General features: G+C 63.2%; 18 protein-coding genes. 5 read left to right on the top strand and 13 right to left on the bottom strand.

Going from position 1 to position 16,403, the window contains the following annotated elements; genetic code table 11:
• Positions 1 to 269 precede the first annotated feature (269 nt).
• Entirely contained in the window at positions 270 to 1,694 is a 1,425-nt protein-coding gene (locus tag NKG99_RS26185; protein WP_352871836.1) for an SPOR domain-containing protein, read from the top strand.
• 47 nt (positions 1,695 to 1,741) lie between these two features.
• Here the strand turns inward: NKG99_RS26185 and NKG99_RS26180 are convergent, their stop codons facing one another.
• The 4 genes from NKG99_RS26180 to NKG99_RS26165 form a co-directional block, all read right to left on the bottom strand.
• The gene (locus tag NKG99_RS26180; protein WP_352871834.1) at positions 1,742 to 2,440 is read right to left on the bottom strand and encodes a DnaJ domain-containing protein; all 699 of its coding nucleotides are present in this window, start codon (positions 2,438 to 2,440) and stop codon (positions 1,742 to 1,744) included.
• Entirely contained in the window at positions 2,440 to 3,171 is a 732-nt protein-coding gene (locus NKG99_RS26175; RefSeq protein WP_352871832.1) for a vWA domain-containing protein, read from the bottom strand. Before NKG99_RS26175 ends, NKG99_RS26180 begins: the two co-directional genes overlap by 1 nt.
• An 83-nt stretch (positions 3,172 to 3,254) precedes the next feature.
• Positions 3,255 to 3,692 (bottom strand): DUF1489 family protein, encoded by a 438-nt coding sequence (locus NKG99_RS26170; RefSeq protein WP_352871830.1) that lies wholly within the window; start codon positions 3,690 to 3,692, stop codon positions 3,255 to 3,257.
• A gap of 221 nt (positions 3,693 to 3,913) precedes the next feature.
• A complete protein-coding gene (locus NKG99_RS26165; RefSeq protein ID WP_352871828.1) occupies positions 3,914 to 5,317 on the bottom strand; it encodes an L-serine ammonia-lyase in 1,404 nt (467 codons plus the stop codon).
• Positions 5,318 to 5,488: 171 nt separating this feature from the next.
• Between NKG99_RS26165 and NKG99_RS26160 the strand changes: the two genes are divergently transcribed.
• Entirely contained in the window at positions 5,489 to 6,202 is a 714-nt protein-coding gene (locus NKG99_RS26160; RefSeq protein WP_352871826.1) for a DUF599 domain-containing protein, read from the top strand.
• Here NKG99_RS26160 and NKG99_RS26155 read toward each other — a convergent pair.
• The 6 genes from NKG99_RS26155 to NKG99_RS26130 all read right to left on the bottom strand — a co-directional run bounded on the left by NKG99_RS26155 (position 6,181) and on the right by NKG99_RS26130 (position 10,696).
• Positions 6,181 to 6,972 (bottom strand): YdcF family protein, encoded by a 792-nt coding sequence (locus NKG99_RS26155; protein ID WP_352871824.1) that lies wholly within the window; start codon positions 6,970 to 6,972, stop codon positions 6,181 to 6,183. The two genes, NKG99_RS26160 and NKG99_RS26155, sit on opposite strands and share 22 nt — an antisense overlap.
• Positions 6,973 to 7,101: 129 nt before the next feature.
• A complete protein-coding gene (locus NKG99_RS26150) occupies positions 7,102 to 8,667 on the bottom strand; it encodes an amidase (protein WP_352871822.1) in 1,566 nt (521 codons plus the stop codon).
• The gene (locus NKG99_RS26145) at positions 8,667 to 9,122 is read right to left on the bottom strand and encodes a GNAT family N-acetyltransferase (protein ID WP_352871820.1); all 456 of its coding nucleotides are present in this window, start codon (positions 9,120 to 9,122) and stop codon (positions 8,667 to 8,669) included. Before NKG99_RS26145 ends, NKG99_RS26150 begins: the two co-directional genes overlap by 1 nt.
• Before the next feature lie 7 nt (positions 9,123 to 9,129).
• Positions 9,130 to 9,417, bottom strand: a complete 288-nt coding sequence (gene gatC, locus NKG99_RS26140; protein ID WP_352871818.1) for an Asp-tRNA(Asn)/Glu-tRNA(Gln) amidotransferase subunit GatC — start codon at positions 9,415 to 9,417, stop codon at positions 9,130 to 9,132.
• Positions 9,418 to 9,547: 130 nt separating this feature from the next.
• Positions 9,548 to 9,934, bottom strand: a complete 387-nt coding sequence (locus tag NKG99_RS26135) for a hypothetical protein (RefSeq protein WP_352877838.1) — start codon at positions 9,932 to 9,934, stop codon at positions 9,548 to 9,550.
• Between the two features lie 54 nt (positions 9,935 to 9,988).
• Positions 9,989 to 10,696 carry a metal-dependent hydrolase gene (locus NKG99_RS26130; RefSeq protein ID WP_352871814.1) on the bottom strand — a complete coding sequence of 236 codons (708 nt, stop codon included), beginning with the start codon at positions 10,694 to 10,696 and terminating at the stop codon, positions 9,989 to 9,991.
• Positions 10,697 to 10,819: 123 nt separating this feature from the next.
• Here NKG99_RS26130 and ruvX point away from each other — a divergent pair, with 123 nt between their 5' ends.
• Positions 10,820 to 11,320, top strand: coding sequence for a Holliday junction resolvase RuvX (ruvX, locus tag NKG99_RS26125; RefSeq protein ID WP_352871811.1), 501 nt, complete (start codon positions 10,820 to 10,822; stop codon positions 11,318 to 11,320).
• Here ruvX and NKG99_RS26120 read toward each other — a convergent pair.
• The 3 genes from NKG99_RS26120 to NKG99_RS26110 form a co-directional block, all read right to left on the bottom strand.
• Positions 11,244 to 11,579 carry a DUF6105 family protein gene (locus NKG99_RS26120; protein WP_352871809.1) on the bottom strand — a complete coding sequence of 112 codons (336 nt, stop codon included), beginning with the start codon at positions 11,577 to 11,579 and terminating at the stop codon, positions 11,244 to 11,246. The two genes, ruvX and NKG99_RS26120, sit on opposite strands and share 77 nt — an antisense overlap.
• Positions 11,579 to 12,133 carry a hypothetical protein gene (locus NKG99_RS26115; protein WP_352871807.1) on the bottom strand — a complete coding sequence of 185 codons (555 nt, stop codon included), beginning with the start codon at positions 12,131 to 12,133 and terminating at the stop codon, positions 11,579 to 11,581. Before NKG99_RS26115 ends, NKG99_RS26120 begins: the two co-directional genes overlap by 1 nt.
• 183 nt (positions 12,134 to 12,316) lie before the next feature.
• Positions 12,317 to 13,945: a DNA alkylation response protein gene (locus NKG99_RS26110; RefSeq protein ID WP_352871805.1), complete on the bottom strand. Its 1,629-nt coding sequence runs from the start codon at positions 13,943 to 13,945 to the stop codon at positions 12,317 to 12,319.
• A 177-nt stretch (positions 13,946 to 14,122) separates the two neighbouring features.
• Between NKG99_RS26110 and NKG99_RS26105 the strand changes: the two genes are divergently transcribed.
• Both NKG99_RS26105 and NKG99_RS26100 read left to right on the top strand, forming a co-directional pair.
• Positions 14,123 to 15,103: an aspartate carbamoyltransferase catalytic subunit gene (locus NKG99_RS26105; RefSeq protein ID WP_352871803.1), complete on the top strand. Its 981-nt coding sequence runs from the start codon at positions 14,123 to 14,125 to the stop codon at positions 15,101 to 15,103.
• The gene (locus NKG99_RS26100) at positions 15,100 to 16,386 is read left to right on the top strand and encodes a dihydroorotase (RefSeq protein ID WP_352871801.1); all 1,287 of its coding nucleotides are present in this window, start codon (positions 15,100 to 15,102) and stop codon (positions 16,384 to 16,386) included. The genes NKG99_RS26105 and NKG99_RS26100 overlap by 4 nt, the downstream gene beginning before the upstream one ends.
• The last annotated feature ends 17 nt before the right edge of the window (positions 16,387 to 16,403 follow it).

The raw sequence follows: 16,403 nt of genomic DNA, 5'->3' as shown, positions 1-16,403 counted from the left end.
GATTGAAACGAAAAGTGGCGGCGTGGGACGACGAATTCCTCGTAAGCGTCATCTCACGATAATTAACTCACCCGATTCCCCTGCGTGCGGGGCCCGCCTGCACCCCCAATGGCTAAAAATCGAATAAAGAGAGCTTCAAGTCCAAAGAAAATGGTGAACGCGGCGGTTACCATAAACGGATTGGTAACGCTGCCCCGGTAGCTTGGCCGGAAGCGAGGCAGGACCCTTTGCCGCCTCCAGCGCAACGAAGAAATCCAAGGGAAGTACCAGTGCGTAAGGCGTTGTTGGGCATCGTTTCCAAATCCACCTCCCCTCTCAAAACGATCATGATCATCGCCATGGCGATGGCGTTCGTTTGCGGCGACGTTGCCTCGTCGCTGGCGGCGAGGTCGGCGGCCATCGTCATCGACGCCAAGACCGGCAAGGTGCTGTATTCGGCGGACGCCGACGGCAGGCGCTATCCGGCATCGCTGACCAAGATGATGACGCTCTATCTGACCTTCGAAGCACTGGCGAAGGGCAAGATCAGCAGGAATTCGCAGGTTGTGTTCTCGGCCAACGCCGCGGCCGAGCCGCCGACGAAGCTCGGCGTCAAGGCGGGCGGTTCGGTTACGGTCGAAACCGCGATCCTGTCGATGGTCACCAAATCGGCAAACGACTCCGCAACCGCGCTCGGCGAAATGCTCGGCGGCAACGAAGCCACCTTCGCCCGCATGATGACCGCCAAGGCGCGTGCGCTGGGCATGAACGGCACCGTGTTTCGCAACGCCAACGGCCTGCCCAATCCCGGCCAGTTCACCACCGCACGCGACATGGCGACGCTCGGCATCGCGCTGAGGGAGCATTTCCCGCAGTATTACGGCTATTTCTCGCAGCGTTCCTTTCTCTACGGGCGCCAGCGCATCAACGGCCACAACCGTCTGCTCGGACGCATCAAGGGCGTCGACGGCATCAAGACGGGCTACACCCGCGCCTCCGGCTTCAACCTCGTCTCGTCGGTTTCCGACGGCAATCGCCGCATTGTCGGCGTGGTCATGGGCGGCACCTCCGGCGGCAGCCGCGACAACCAGATGGCCACCTTGATCAACACCTATTTGCCGAGGGCATCGACCCGCGGCGGCGGCGATCTGGTCGCCAAGGCCGGCGGTAACGACCCGATCACCGCGCTTGCCAAGGTGCTCCTGCCCAAGCACGACGCGCCGACGCCGGACGACAAGCCGATGGTGGCGCAGGACGATGCCACCGTTGCCGAGGACGCTACGGTCGCGGAAGACGACACCGCGCAGGCCGAAGAGGCAGCCCCGGTCATCAAGGCCAGGAAGGTCAAGACCGTCATCGTATCGGCCCCTCGGATTGCCACGGCCCAAGTCGTCGCTGCCTATGCCGAGCCGACTGCCGAGCCGACACCGGCGGCGGTTGTCGACCCGGTCAACACGGCGTCGGTACCGTCGGGTTGGGCCATTCAGGTCGCCTCTTCGCCAAAGCAGTCCGAAGCCCAGGCCTTCCTCGACAAGGCAACCAAGCAGGCGCCCAAGGTGCTGGCCGACGCATCCGGCTTCACAGTCGCCTTCGACAAGGACGGCGTCACCTACTACCGCGCCCGCTTCGGTGGCTTTGGTTCGAAGACCGCCGCCTGGAAGGCCTGTACCGCTTTGAAGAAGAAGAACATCGAGTGCTACGCCGTCCAGCAGTAGGACGGCGTGGAAGTCATCTCCCGGAAAAATTCTGCGTCGAAGGAGAACTAGTTGTGATTGGAGAGCAAGACGTCCTTGGCTTCATTAATCCGCGCCGCCAGGAAAGACGTGCCGCCGATATCGGGGTGCAGGCGCTGCATCAGGCGGCGGTGCGCCTTGCGGACATCCGCCGCGGCGGCCCCCGCTTCAAGACCAAGGACCTTGTAGGCCTCCTCCTTAGTCATGGCGCCCGAACCTGGCGCAACACCCAACCCTTCGCCACCGTTCGCCTCAGTGTTTTTGCGCCAGACGGGAAATCTGCCGTCAAGATACGTCTCTAGCAACTGCCGGCTCTCCGGATCGCCTGAGAGTTCCCGGTAGAGATGCTGCAACTCTCCCAGCCCCATCGCACCCAGCATCTTGCCTTCGTGGCGGCCAGCCAGGACCAGTCCTTCGAGGCCGCCGGTAGCGTGATCGAGCTCCATTTCCAATGCCGCGGTACGCACCGTCGAACGCTTGCCCTGCACCGGTCTGGCCGTCTGGTGTTTCATTCGCACCGAACCATACCAGGCAATTGCCGCGGCCAGTATGATGCCGGCGATGCCTTCGCGCCCGACCACAAGCAAGGCGACGCCGACCAGCGCCAAGAGAACCGGCCCGAGCGTGCGCATTCCACTTGCCAGTTTTCCCGGATCGGCGCGCAGAAAGATGGTCACCGCGCCGAGAAGCACCAGAAGCAATGCAACGAATAAGATAACCGCGCCCATCAGTTCCCGCCGCCCCGCAGATGCTCGATCATCAGCCGGTCTTCCGGCCTGCCTCTGGCCTCGAGCGCCTTCAGCCCGCCGGTTGCAAACACCGCAACCGCCGAAAGCAGTCCTGCCAAGGTCGCGGCAGCCCGGCGATCAAATCGGAACCAAGCCCCTTTGGACAACCGCGCGATTTCCTTAAACGCTTTTTCCGCGCCGGAATCATGACCTTCCTGGAAAACGAAGACAGGAACGCCATGCAGGCCGAGGCTGCCGGCCTTTTCGGCCAGATCGTCGATGTTTTCTTCCATGGCATCGCCGATATAGACCAGCGCATTGACCTTGACCGTAGCCGTCTGTTTCAGCGCATGCGCCAGCACCTTGCCGATCTGGGTGTGGCCGCTGCGGCATTGGATTCGCGTCATCAGTTGCTTCAAGGCATTGGTATCGGTCACGAAAGCGGACGAACGGCACTCGCCCAGGCCGCGAAAATAGACCAGTTGGACACTGAGGCTTCCGGCCTTGCCGACGGCATCGAACATCTGGCCCTGCAGCTCACAAGCCAGATCCCAGGTCGGCTGGCGGCTCATCGTCGCGTCGAGCGAAAGGATCAGCCTGCCCGAACCCGTCGCCGACGCAGCCAGCGTCCTTGCCTGGCGAAGAAAGGCTTCGATCTCGCCGGCATTGGATTGAGGTTTGACCGGCGCGGGATTGGGCCTTGCGGGCACGGGCTGCTTCTTGTCGTTCATGAAAACAAGATGTGGCGTTGTTCCACCGCTTGCAAGCCCTGCCCAAGGCAACATTGAGCGCCAGAGGCTTGGATTCTCGGGGCTCAGAGCAGACCGAGATCGGCAAGCTCGCGCCTGAGTTTCGGCGGCATCTCGATCAGCCCGGCCTTGCCCTGACCGAGATCGGCCGGCGCGTCCGCCGGCTTCAGATAGCGCCAGCCCTGGAAGGCCCGGCGCGGCTGCCAGTCGGTTCGAACAACCTCGGGGTCGAGAATCAGGTGGCAACGGCCGATGCCGTCACCGTCCGTGAACGGCCGGATCTCGGTGATCAGCTGGCGGCACTGCACATTGCCCTTGATCACCCAGTAGAGCGAACCGCCATCGGTAACTTCGGCACCGCGCGTCGGCATCATTCGGGTGGTGTGATAGTGCTCGACCGGCTCACCGGCGCGCCGCCGCTCGTCGAGACGGAAGGCGATCCACTCTTCGAGATCCTCGACGCTGTCGCAGCCGACACACAGTTTTATCAGATTGAGAGACATCGCTTAAGGTTAGTCCGCCGCGCGGACGCGTCAACGGCATGACCGACTTCTCCACAGTACCAATCCGCAAAATGACGCGTAGAGGCCGTTTCGAAATTCGCTCTGGCGAGTCATATGGTGGTGGTTCGAGAACCGGGGCGCAGCGGACATTCGGATCCGTGAGCACGGGAAGCGCAGAAAACGCCGCGAGATGGCTGCCGGAGTGGTTTCCAAACGGGCTCTCAGCACTCCACGACATTGACGGCAAGCCCACCAAGGCTGGTTTCCTTGTACTTCTCGTTCATGTCGAGACCGGTCTGGCGCATGGTCTCGATCGCCGCATCGAGCGGCACGAAATGGATGCCATCGCCCTTGATGGCCAGCGACGCGGCCGTCACCGCCTTGACGGCGCCCAGCGCGTTGCGCTCGATGCACGGCACTTGCACCAGCCCGCCGACCGGATCGCAGGTCATGCCGAGATGGTGTTCGAGCGCGATCTCGGCGGCGTTTTCGACCTGCTCGGGCGTGCCGCCCATGACGGCGCACAGGCCGGCCGCCGCCATCGCCGACGCTGACCCGACCTCGCCCTGGCAGCCGACTTCGGCGCCCGAGATCGAGGCGTTTGTCTTGATGATGCCGCCAACCGCGGCGGCCGTCAGAAGAAAGTCGCGGATGCTCGGCTGGTCGGCCTCCGGATGGAAATGCAGCCAGTAGCGCAGCACCGCAGGCAGCGTGCCGGCAGCGCCGTTGGTCGGCGCGGTGACGACCCGGCCACCGGCGGCATTCTCCTCGTTCACCGCCATGGCATAGATCGACAGCCAGTCATTGGCGAGTAGCGGATTGGGCTTGTTCTGCTGCCACTGTTCCTGCAGCTTGTCATGCAGCATGCGGGCGCGGCGGCGCACCTTCAGCCCGCCCGGCATGATGCCGTCCTGCGACAGGCCACGGTCGATGCAGCCCTTCATGGCGCTCCAGATGCCGTCGAGGCCGGCGTCGAGCTCCTCGCGCGACATCTGCGTCTCCTCGTTGACGCGCTTAATGTCGGCGATGGAAAGACCGCTTTTGCCGGCCATGGCCAGCATCTCGACCGCGTTCTTAAAGGGATAGGGCACTTTCTTGCCTTCTGTCGTCACCGAGCCCTTGGCCTTCATCCGCTGCAGTTCTTCTTCCGAAACCACGAAGCCGCCGCCGATCGAATAGTAGATGCGCTTGAGCAGCAGGCGGCCGCCTGAATCATAAGCGTAGAACGCCATGCCATTGGCATGGCCGGTGAGCGGAGTTTTGCGGTCAAGCACCAGATCGGTTGCCGGATCGAAGCGATAGGTGGGATGACCGGGCGGAGAAATGCGCTTTTCAGCGGTGATGCGGCTGGCAATGCCATCGGCCTGGTCGGGATCGACCGTCTGTGGCGTCAGACCGGCAAGGCCGAGCACGACGGCGCGATCCGAGCCATGGCCAATGCCGGTATAGGCGAGTGACCCGTGCAGGCTGGCACCAAGCCGGTCGACCTTCACACCCGCCGGGCGCGGCCAGTCATTTCCCGCGACCTCGTCGAGAAACCGCGCAGCCGCGGTCATCGGGCCCATCGTGTGCGAACTCGAAGGTCCTATGCCGATCTTGAACAGGTCGAAAACCGAAAGGAACACGCTGTGCTGTCTCCTGGAGTCAGGTCAAGGACTACATATAGGAATTCCCAAGGATGTTTCCGCTCTTTTGGAAATCGCGGCGCTGCACCCGCCGACCTTGTTTGCTCCGGCAGCGACATCGGTGCCGATGGATCATCGAAGCGATTGCGCCGAATGTGATAGATTCACGAGATGGGCGATTCCCTCGATCTTTCGACGGCCGATCTCGCGGCGCTGGCTTTTTTCCTGATCGCGTGGCTGCTGCACACGCTCGCCTCCGACGGCAAGCTGGTCAGCCGTATATCGCTGACCACGGCGATGAATGCGCAGCGGCAAACCTGGATGCGGACCATGGCCGAGCGCGAGATCCGCATCGTCGACACCGCCATCATGAGCGGTCTGCAGCAAGGCACCGCCTTTTTCGCGTCCAGCTCACTGATCGCGATCGGCGGCTGCTTTGCCTTGCTCGGCGCGTCGGACCGGGTTCTTGAAGTGCTCAGCGACCTGCCCCTGGGCGGCGCCCCGTCGCGTGCGGCCTTCCAGATAAAGGTCTTCGGACTGGTGCTGATCCTGGCGTTTTCGTTTTTCAAATTCGGCTGGGCGTACCGGCTGTTCAACTATTGCACGATCCTGATCGGCGCCGTGCCGATCCCGCATGGCGAAGCCTCGCGCAACCCTGTTACCGAAACGGCGGTGTGGCGTGCGGCGCAGATGAACATGCTCGCGGGAAAGCACTTCAACTCCGGCCTGCGCGGCGTGTTCTTCTCGATCGGCTATCTCGGCTGGTTCGTGGACCCCATGGTGTTCGTGTTGTCGACGCTGTTGCTGCTGGCCGTGCTGGTGCGGCGCCAGTTCTTCTCGGCGGCCAGGCAGGCGGTGATCGGTCAGCCGCCAGGAAAAGGCTGATCGATCCGGCCTGACAGCCAGTAGGCGATCAACCCGATCCATTCGCGGATCGCCACCGTCGTAGCCTGCAGCGAATCGGCTGGATTGTCGCGGAACAGGCCGATGCCTTCCCGCCCCGAGGTGCGATAGTCGACCGGCCAGGGAATGGTCGCAAACCCGGCCTTGTCGAACAGTGCCTTGGCCCGTGGCATATGGAAGGCAGAGGTCACCAGCAGCCAGGTCTCGCCGGGCTTCGGAGTCACCAATTCCTTGCTGAAGACGGCATTCTCATACGTGTTGCGGGATTTGTTCTCCAGGATCAGGCGATCGGCTGTCACACCAAGCGCGGTGAGCAGACGAGGCGCCGTGGCGGCGTCGCCCTCGCCGTCGAGAAACAGCTCGCCGGTGCCGCCGGAGACGATCACCTTGGCGGTGGGAAAGCGCCGGGCCAGAATTGCGGTCTCGACCATCCGATCGCCGCTGCTGTTCAGCTCATAGCCGCCGCGCACCAGGTTGATGGCGCCCTCGAAGCCACCGCCGAGCACGACGATGCCGTCGACCTTTTCCGGCAGCGGCGGGCGCGCGAAGCGCTCTTCCAGCGGCTTGAGCATCATGGCGCCAAGCGACGTCCAGGCTGACAGCGCAAGGATCAGAAATGCCAGCACGCTGCCGGTGACCGCCAGCCGCCGGCGGCCGATCATCGCCGCGAGCAATCCCGCCAGCAACAGGAAGATCGCCAGATTGAGCGGCTGGATGAAGAACCAGAAGATCTTGGAAAGATAGAAGAACATCGCTCACCCCATTACAGCGCCGCGCGTGCTTGGACGCGAAAAGGACGCTGTAACATTTTGATTTTGCGCATGATCCTTTCCGAAAATCGATGGCGATTTTCGGGGTCATGCGCTAGACGAGCGGCATCCTTACCACCACTTTTCCGGCTGAAATGTGCCGGCCGCCTGTTCGATGACGGCAGCGGTCTGGAACAGGGTTTCCTCGTCGAACGGCCGGCCGATGAGCTGCAGCCCGAGCGGCAGGCCCTTGGCGTCGAGGCCGGCGGGCACGGCGATGCCCGGCAGGCCAGCCATGTTCACCGTGACGGTGAAGATGTCGTTCAAATACATCTTGACCGGATCGGCGGCCATGTCCTCGTCGGCGATGCCGAAGGCGGCGGACGGCGTTGCCGGGGTCAGGATGACATCGACGCCGGCGGCGAAAACAGTCTCGAAGTCGCGCTTGATCAGATTGCGCACCTTCTGCGCCTGCAGGTAGTAGGCGTCGTAATAGCCGGCCGACAGCACATATGTGCCGATCATGATGCGGCGTTTGACCTCGCGGCCGAAACCGGCGGCGCGGGTCTTCTCGTACATGTCGACGATATCCTTGCCCGGCACGCGCAACCCGTAGCGGACGCCGTCATAACGCGCGAGGTTGGACGAAGCCTCGGCCGGCGCCACGATATAATAGGCCGGCAGCGCGTATTTGGTGTGCGGCAGGGAAATGTCGACGATCTCGGCGCCGGCATCCCTGAGCCAGGCAATGCCTTTCTGCCACAGCGCCTCGATCTCTTCGGGCATCCCGTCGACGCGGTATTCCCGGGGAATGCCGACCTTCATACCCTTGATCGGCTTGCCGATCGCCGCCTCATAATCCGGCACGGGCCGATCGACCGACGTCGTGTCCTTCGGATCGACGGACGCCATCGACTTCAACAGGATCGCGGCATCGCGCACGTCACGGGCGATCGGCCCGGCCTGGTCGAGCGACGAGGCGAAGGCGACGATGCCCCAGCGCGAGCAGCGGCCGTAGGTCGGCTTGATGCCAACGGTGCCGGTGAAGGCGGCCGGCTGGCGGATCGAGCCGCCGGTATCCGTCGCCGTGGCGCCGGCACACAGGAAAGCCGAGACCGCGGTCGCCGAACCGCCGGAAGAACCGCCCGGCACCAGCTGCGCATTGTCCAGGCTGCGCGCGGTCCTGGTGCCGCCGGCCGAAACGAAGCCGCCGTCACCCTGATGCGTCGTCGGCATCACCACTGTGTCCAGGCGCGAGCGCCGCCATGGGTTGATGACCGGACCATAGTAGGACGTCTCGTTGGAAGAGCCCATGGCGAACTCGTCCATGTTGAGCTTGCCGAGCATCACCGCCCCGTCGGCCCACAGATTGGCGGTAACTGTCGATTCGTAGCGCGGCTTGAAGCCGTCGAGCACATGGCTGCAGGCTTGGGTATGGATACCTTCGGTCCCAAACAGGTCCTTGATGCCGAGTGGGATGCCTTCCAGCGCACCGCCCTCGCCCTTAACCAGCCTTGCGTCGGACGCCTTGGCCATGTCGCGCGCCTTGTCGCCGGTCACCGCGACATAGGCATTGAGCGCCGGATTGGCGCGATCGATGGCCGAGAGATAGGCCTCGGCGATCTCGGTCGCGGTGATCTCCTTGCCGCGCAGCTTGGCGCGGGCCTGCGAAATCGTCAGCTGGGTCAGGTCGCTCATCAAAGGCTCTTTTCGTAAAACACCGACCACTCGGAATCGGGATAATCCAGCACCGGGCCGCAGCGCGAAAACCCGGCACGTTCGTAGACAGTCCAAGCGGCGGGATGGCGATCACCCGTCTCCAGCACCAGGCGCTTCAGCCCCTCATTGCGCGCCAGCGCTTCGACCCGCTCGACGATCCTGGCGCCGATCTTGCGGCCGCGATGCGAAGGCCGCGTGTACATACGCTTGACCTCGCCGATGGCGCTGTTATGGCGCTTCAACGCACCGCAGCCGACAGCGAGACCATCCTCGCGGGCGATGAAAACGGTCGTATCGTCGTCGGCCATCTGCTCGACCGTCAGATGGTAGCAGTGCTCCGGCGGCGTCAATTCGAGCAAGGTTTCATTGAGTTCCTCGACCAGGCCGCGCACGTCGTCCTGCAGCGGCGTCTCGATGGCGATCTCGATTGCCATCGGCCCGTTACTCCATGACCTTCGGAACGAGGAAGAAATTCTCGTCGGTCGCCGGCGCGTTGGCGACGATATCGGTCGCCTTGCTGCCGTCGGTAACAACATCCTGGCGCTTCTTCATCTCCATCGGTGTCACCGAGGTCATCGGCTCGACGCCGGAAACATCGACCTCGTTCAGCTGCTCGACGAAGCCCAGTATGGCGTTCAGCTCGCCGGTCATGCGTTCGGCATCTTCTTCACTCACCGCGATGCGGGCAAGATGCGCGACTCGCTTCACTGTTTGCAGATCAACGGACATGTTTTTGCCTCGGGGAAAACCAGTTCGGGCTATAGCGGCGGCGCGCGCGGTGCGCAACATGCATCGTGCGGAAGACCGGACCGTGGTGGCGGCCCGGCTCTCGGCCATCGGTCCAAGGGCAAGGTGCTGTCTACGGCAGGGCAACGCCCTCGCACAGATAGTAGCTGCCGCTGTTGCCGCTTGCCTCGCTTTCGTTATCGGTGGGCCGAACCGACACGAGATCGACTTGCTTCGGGTTCATTTGCGTCACCGAGAGGACATCGGGAAAGACATAGCCCGGTTCCTGGCAGATGGCCGTCACCGCCCAGCTTGGCGAAGCCGCCGCCTTGCTGATCTGCAGAAACTCGCAATTGTATTCGACGCCTTGCAGGCCGCGCGCCGAAAGCACGATGTTGCCGGCGTCGATAAGCGTTTGCAGCGTGTCCTTCTTGGCCTGTTTGCAAAGCTCCTCGGACTGAAGATAGACGCCCTCGATGAAATCATCCGCGGCGAGCGCGGGCGACGCAGCGACAAACATGGACACGCAAAGAGATCGCCCCAACATCATGGATTTATTCCGCTTTAGCTGTTTCTAGATCGCAATCGTCTCACCGATTTTCGGCAATGCCACCTTTACACTGGACCCTTCCAGGCCGGCCTCGAACTTGTCGGGCGTCGGATCGATCATCGGAAACGTGCCGAAGTGACAGGGAATCACGGTCTCGAACTTGAAGAAGCGTCGGCAAGCAAGTGCCGCCACCGCACCGCCCATGGTGAAACGGTCGCCGATCGGAACGATGCCGATCTTGGGTTCATGCAACTCGTTGATCAGCGCCATATCGGAAAAGATGTCGGTGTCGCCCATGTGGTAGAGCGTTTTGTCTTCCGGGAAGTGCAGGACGAGACCACCGGGATTGCCGAGATAGACATTCTTGCCACCCTCTTGGCCAAACGAGGAGGAATGCAGCGCCTGGACGAACGTGGTGGTGAAGCTGCCGCAATCAACGGTACCGCCGATGTTGCCGGGATTGATCTTCTTGTCGCTGACGCCTTTGCCGACCAGATACATGCAGATCTCGAAATTCGCGACCAATTGGGCGCCACTTTTGCCAAGCACTTCCAGCGCGCCGCTGATGTGGTCGCTGTGTCCATGCGTCAGCAGCACATGCGTGATGCCCTCGGCCGGTCCTTCCCAGCCGCCCGTCCAGGACGGATTGCCGATCAGGTAGGGATCGATGAGTATCTTGGCGTCAGCCGTATCAATGCGAAAGGCCGAGTGGCCATACCAGGTCAGTTTCATGAATGCATTCCTCGATTTTTGGCTTGCCAGAGGATAGAACGCCGATAGACCGGAGATCAAAGGGTTCCTGTGCCCGTTGTGCGTTTGAGAGAACACAACGCGGTGAAAGATGAAGGACGGCTGGTGGGCATTATCACGATCGAGGAATTGCCGGCGCGGCTAACCGAAGGCAAGACGCTGGCCGGGCTTGACCTCGGCGACAAGACGATCGGCGTCGCGGTCTCGGACCAGAGGTTTTCTTTCGCCCATCCGCGCCCGGTCATCATGCGAAGGAAATTCTCGCTCGATGCGGCGGTGCTGCTCGCCTTGCTGCAAAAGGAGAATGCCGGCGCGGTGGTGATTGGGCTGCCGATCAACATGGACGGTTCGGAAGGGCCGCGCGCGCAGAAATCGCGCGCCTTCGTCCGCAACATGGCGCAGATGAGCGACCTGCCCTTCGTGTTCTGGGACGAAAGGCTATCGACGGTAGCGGCCGAAAGGACGCTGATCGAGATGGACTTCTCGCGCCGCAAACGCGCCGGCAAGATCGATTCGGCGGCAGCCGCGTTTATTCTGCAGGGAGTTTTGGACCGGCTTCAGTCGCTCCACGCATCCGGTCGAACGGACCCGCCCAGCGCTGTTTGACCCAACTGGCGATTTCCCGGCGGCGGCGGAATGCCCAAAGCGCCATCAGCAGCAACCCGTCGAAGATGCACGTCTTCGCCACCATACCGGGGATGATCGCCGGGTCGGTGCCGAGCATCTGGCCATAGAACTGGAAGAAGAAGTCGTGCATCTGTCGGCTGAGCATCGTGTAGCCGAAATTGATGTCATTGGCCGACAGATAGAACCAGCCCCAGAATATCGCCATGGGGGCCGCCCAGAATGCGAAGATGTAACGCATCAGCGCTCTCCCCCGGGATTGGAGCCTGTTCGGCCCGATATGAGTGAAAGCAGCGAATTGTGGGCCGCGGCCTTTGCCATGCCGTGCGCGACGGCGCGGATTTCGCCCTCGCCCGAAGCTGCCGCAACCACGGAGCGCCGCTCGGCAAGCATGGCGACATAGGACGCCAGAAGTGCTGCCAACTGCACGGCGACAGCCATGAACATCCCATTGATGCCTTGCGCGGCGCCACCGATGACGATCAGAGACAACACGCCGGATGCGCAGATGAAGGCGATGCGGGCAACGCTGTCGACGCCCTGGCTGGTCGCGTCGTTGATCAGGGCTTCGACAAAAGCCCAGAAAAACAGCACAGAGACGACAAGCAATGCTGTCGCGAGCGGCGCCACGACGACGAATTTGTCGAGGTCGATGAAGCGGCTGTCCTCGATTGTAGCTCCCAACACGCCGAGAGCCGTCGCCACACCACGGCTTCCGTCGATGCAGATGAGCGCGAGCAGGGCGAAAACGATCGCCCAGTGCAAGGCCAGAAAAGAGGTCAGTACGTGTCGCATCGCCGTTCCCGCTTCGCAAAGCAAGGGGCGGCCAATCTGAACCATTCCCTGCTTTCGCCGGGACAGTGGGCCTTGCCGCTCGCCATCGCAACGGAAACCATTTGTTAAGGTTAACGGCGATTAGCCATACGCATCGGGATGCTCGCCGACGCATCAAACGCCGGTTTTTGCGATGCTCGCGGCTCAATTCACCGGCGGATAGAGTGTGTCGATGATCATGCGCGCATCGTGGCGCGAATCGAGCATGCCATAGGTGTTGCGCCATTGGCCGGCCAAACGCGTCTCGACGAAAGCATCTGCGATCCGCCCTGCCCCCAGCCGGCGCAACTCAGCCGCTGCCGCCGAAAGCGCCAGTTGTTCGGTGAGCAGACGGGCCGAGCCCTCATCGGTTGACGCAACCTGCATCGCCGCCTTCAGCACGCCGATCGTGCCGCGTCCGCCAGCGCCGAGATCGCGATCGATGCCGGCCAACACATCCTCGAACAGGCCAGGCGCGCGACCAAGCACGCGCAGCACGTCGAGCGCCATGACATTGCCCGAGCCTTCCCAGATCGCGTTGACCGGGGCTTCGCGATAGTAGCGGGCGAGCGGCGCCTCCTCGACATAGCCATTGCCGCCGAGACATTCCATCGCTTCGTAAAGCAGCGGTGGCGCGATCTTGCAGACCCAGTATTTGACGACCGGCGTCATGGCGCGGGCGAACGCCGCCTCGCCGCGATCGCTCGCCGCCTCGTCGAAGGACCGCGCCAGCCGGAACGACAGCGCGGTGGCTGCCGCCACATCGAGCGCCATGTCCGCAAGCACGCGCTGCATGAGCGGCTGCTCGATCAAGGTCGAGCCGAACACCTGGCGGTGACGGGCGTGATGAACGGCCTCGGCCAGACCCGCGCGCATGATCGCCGACGATGCGATGGCACAATCGAGCCGGGTCAGGGTGACCATGTCCATGATCGTCTTCACGCCGGCACCCGGTTCGCCGACCATCTCGCCGATGGCGTTGACGAATTCCACTTCGGAAGACGCGTTGGAGCGGTTGCCGAGCTTGTCCTTCAGCCGCTGAAAACGGAAGCCGTTGCCCGACCCGTCGCCGAGAACGCGCGGCACCAGAAAGCACGACAATCCCTCCGGCGCCTGCGCCAGCACCAAGAACGCGTCAGACATCGGCGCCGACATGAACCATTTGTGCCCGGTCAGGCGATAAAACCCGCTGCCGGCGCGCTCGGCCCTCGTCACATTGGCGCGCACATCGGTGCCGCCCTGTTTCTCGGTCATGCCCATGCCGAGCGTCAGCCCGGTCTTCTCGACCGGCGGCCTTTGGCTGTGGTCGTATTTGCGCGTCGTCACGCGCGGCGCCCATTCGCGAAACAGTTTTGGGCTGGCCATCAAGGCCGCCAGCGAAGCGTTGGTCATGGTGATGGGGCAGAGATGCCCGGTCTCGAGCTCCGCCGTCAGGTAAAACCGGGCGGCGCGGACCTGATGTCGGCGGCCGATCTCGGCGTCGCCGTTTTCCCAGACCGAGGAATGCAGCCCGTTGGCCACTGAGCGGCGCATCAAGGCGTGATAGGCGGGATGGAACTCGACCACATCGATGCGCCGCCCCTGGCGATCATGCGTCCTGAGCTTCGGCGTCTCGACATTGGCGAGCCGCGCCAGTTCCTGCGCCTCTTGCGTCAGCACGAAACGGCCGAGCCCGTCGAGATCCTTGCGCACCGGATCGGAAAAACGCTCCGCGAGCTGGATCAGCAACGGATCGCCCCGCCAGGCGTTGCCGCCCGTCAGCGGCGGCGGCTGGTTCGTCACGTCGTCGGTCACGCCCAATCCTTCTATCGGCAGAAAGGCCCTTGTCGTCAGAAAGCCACGAATCCGAGGCCGTCGGCTAGGTATAGCCAAGCGTTGCCGCCCGCGCGATGAAAATACCGGGGAGAACGGCTCCAATCCAAAGCTGGCGCTTGCAGCCGCAAAATCTCCACCCTATAGCAGCGCCTTGAGATGACCGACGCTTCGTCCCTGCCACTCTACCCTCACCGCCATCTTTTGGGCATCCGCGATCTTTCCCCCGCCGACATCGAGCTATTGCTCGACCGGGCGGACCGCGCGGTCGCGATCTCGCGGCAGTCCGAGAAGAAAACCTCGACGCTGCGCGGCCGCACACAGATCAACCTGTTCTATGAGGCGTCGACACGTACGCAGTCGTCGTTCGAGTTGGCTGGAAAGCGGCTCGGCGCCGATGTCATGAACATGTCGGTGGCGAGTTCCTCGGTGAAGAAGGGCGAAACGCTCATCGACACCGCGATGACGCTGAACGCCATGCGGCCCGACATCCTGATCATCCGCCACCAGTCGGCCGGCGCCGCCGCCCTTCTGGCGCAGAAGGTCGGCTGTTCCGTCGTCAATGCCGGCGACGGCGCGCATGAACACCCGACACAGGCGCTGCTCGACGCGCTGACCATCCGCCGCGCCAAAGGCCCGCTGTCGAAGCTGATCGTGGCGATCTGCGGCGATATCCTGCACTCGCGTGTGGCGCGCTCGAACATCATGCTGCTCAATGCGCTTGGCGCCCAGGTGCGCGTCGTCGCACCGTCGACGCTGCTGCCCACCGGCATCGAGAAGATGGGCGTCATCGTCACCCGCTCGATGGCCGAGGGTCTCAAGGGCGCCGACGTGGTGATGATGCTGCGCTTGCAGCGCGAGCGCATGGAAGGTGCCTTCGTGCCTTCGGTGCGCGAATACTTCCGCTATTTCGGCCTCGACGCCGAGAAATTGAAGGCCGCCAAGGACGACGCGCTGGTGATGCACCCCGGTCCGATGAACCGCGGCGTCGAGATCGCCTCGGAAATCGCCGACGGTCCGCAGAGCGTCATCCAGGAACAGGTCGAGATGGGCGTTGCTTTGCGCATGGCCGTGATGGAAGCCCTGCTCGACCCCCGTCGCAATCAAGAGGGCCGCAATCAAGAGGGCCGCGGCGCATGATCACAACGGTCTTCGAGCGCGCCCGCATCGTCGACCCGTCGCGCGGTCTCGACGAAGTAGGCACCGTCATCGTCGAGGGCCGCAAGATCGTTGCCGCCGGCAAGGCGGCACTCAACCAGGGGGCGCCCGAGGGCGCTATCGTCATCGACTGCGCCGGCAAGGCGATCATTCCGGGCCTGATCGATGGCCGCGTGTTCATCGGCGAGCCGGGCGGCGAGCATCGCGAAACCATTGCGTCGGCAAGTGTCGCGGCGGCAGCCGGCGGCGTCACATCGATCGTCATGATGCCCGACACCGATCCCGTGATCGACAATGTGGCGCTGGTCGAGTTCGTGCTGCGCACCGCCAAGGACACGGCAAGCGTCAACGTCTTTCCGGCGGCGGCAATCACCAAGGGCCTCGACGGGCGCGAAATGACGGAATTCGGCCTGCTGCGCGAAGCCGGCGCCGTCGCCTTCACCGATGGCCGTCACACCATATCGAGCGCGCTGGTGATGCGCCGTGCGCTGACCTATGCACGCGACTTCGGCGCCACCATCGTGCATGAAACCCAGGACGCCGACCTCGGTTCGTCCGGCGTGATGAACGAAGGCCTCTACGCCAGTTGGCTCGGCCTCTCCGGCATTCCGCGCGAAGCCGAATCCATCCCGCTGGAGCGTGATCTTGCCCTTGCGCGGCTGACGCACGGCTCCTATCACGCGGCGAAGATCTCGACGGCGATGGCGGCAAACGCCGTGACACGCGCGAAAGCCGATGGTGCGGCCGTGACGTCAGGCATCGCGATCCACAATCTGTCGTTGAATGAAAACGATGTCGGCGAATACCGCACCTTCTTTCGCCTGACACCGCCTTTGCGCGCCGAGGAAGACCGGCTGGCGGTGATCGAGGCGGTCAGGAATGGCACGATCGACATCATCGTCTCCTCGCACGACCCGCAGGACGTCGACACCAAGCGCTTGCCTTTCGCCGATGCGGCGGCCGGCGCCATCGGGTTGGAGACGCTTCTCGGTGCGGCATTGCGGCTCTACCACAATGGCGACGTGCCGTTGCTCCGGCTGATCGAAACGCTCTCCACCGCTCCCGCAAAACTGTTCGGGCTGCCCGGCGGCACGCTGAAGCCGGGCGCAGTCGCCGATCTTGCGCTTGTCGATCTCGACGAACCCTGGATCGTCAGCGAGAGCGGCATTCGTTCGCGCTCGAAGAACACCTGTTTCGAAGGCGCGCGCATGCAAGGCAGGGTCTTGCAAACGTTGGTGGCGGGCCGCACAGTGTTCTCGATCTGAGCTGGCCACCGCGCACC

Source organism: Mesorhizobium sp. M1409 (assembly GCF_040317535.1).
GTDB lineage: Bacteria > Pseudomonadota > Alphaproteobacteria > Rhizobiales > Rhizobiaceae > Mesorhizobium.
This window is presented reverse-complemented; position numbering and strand designations above follow the sequence as displayed.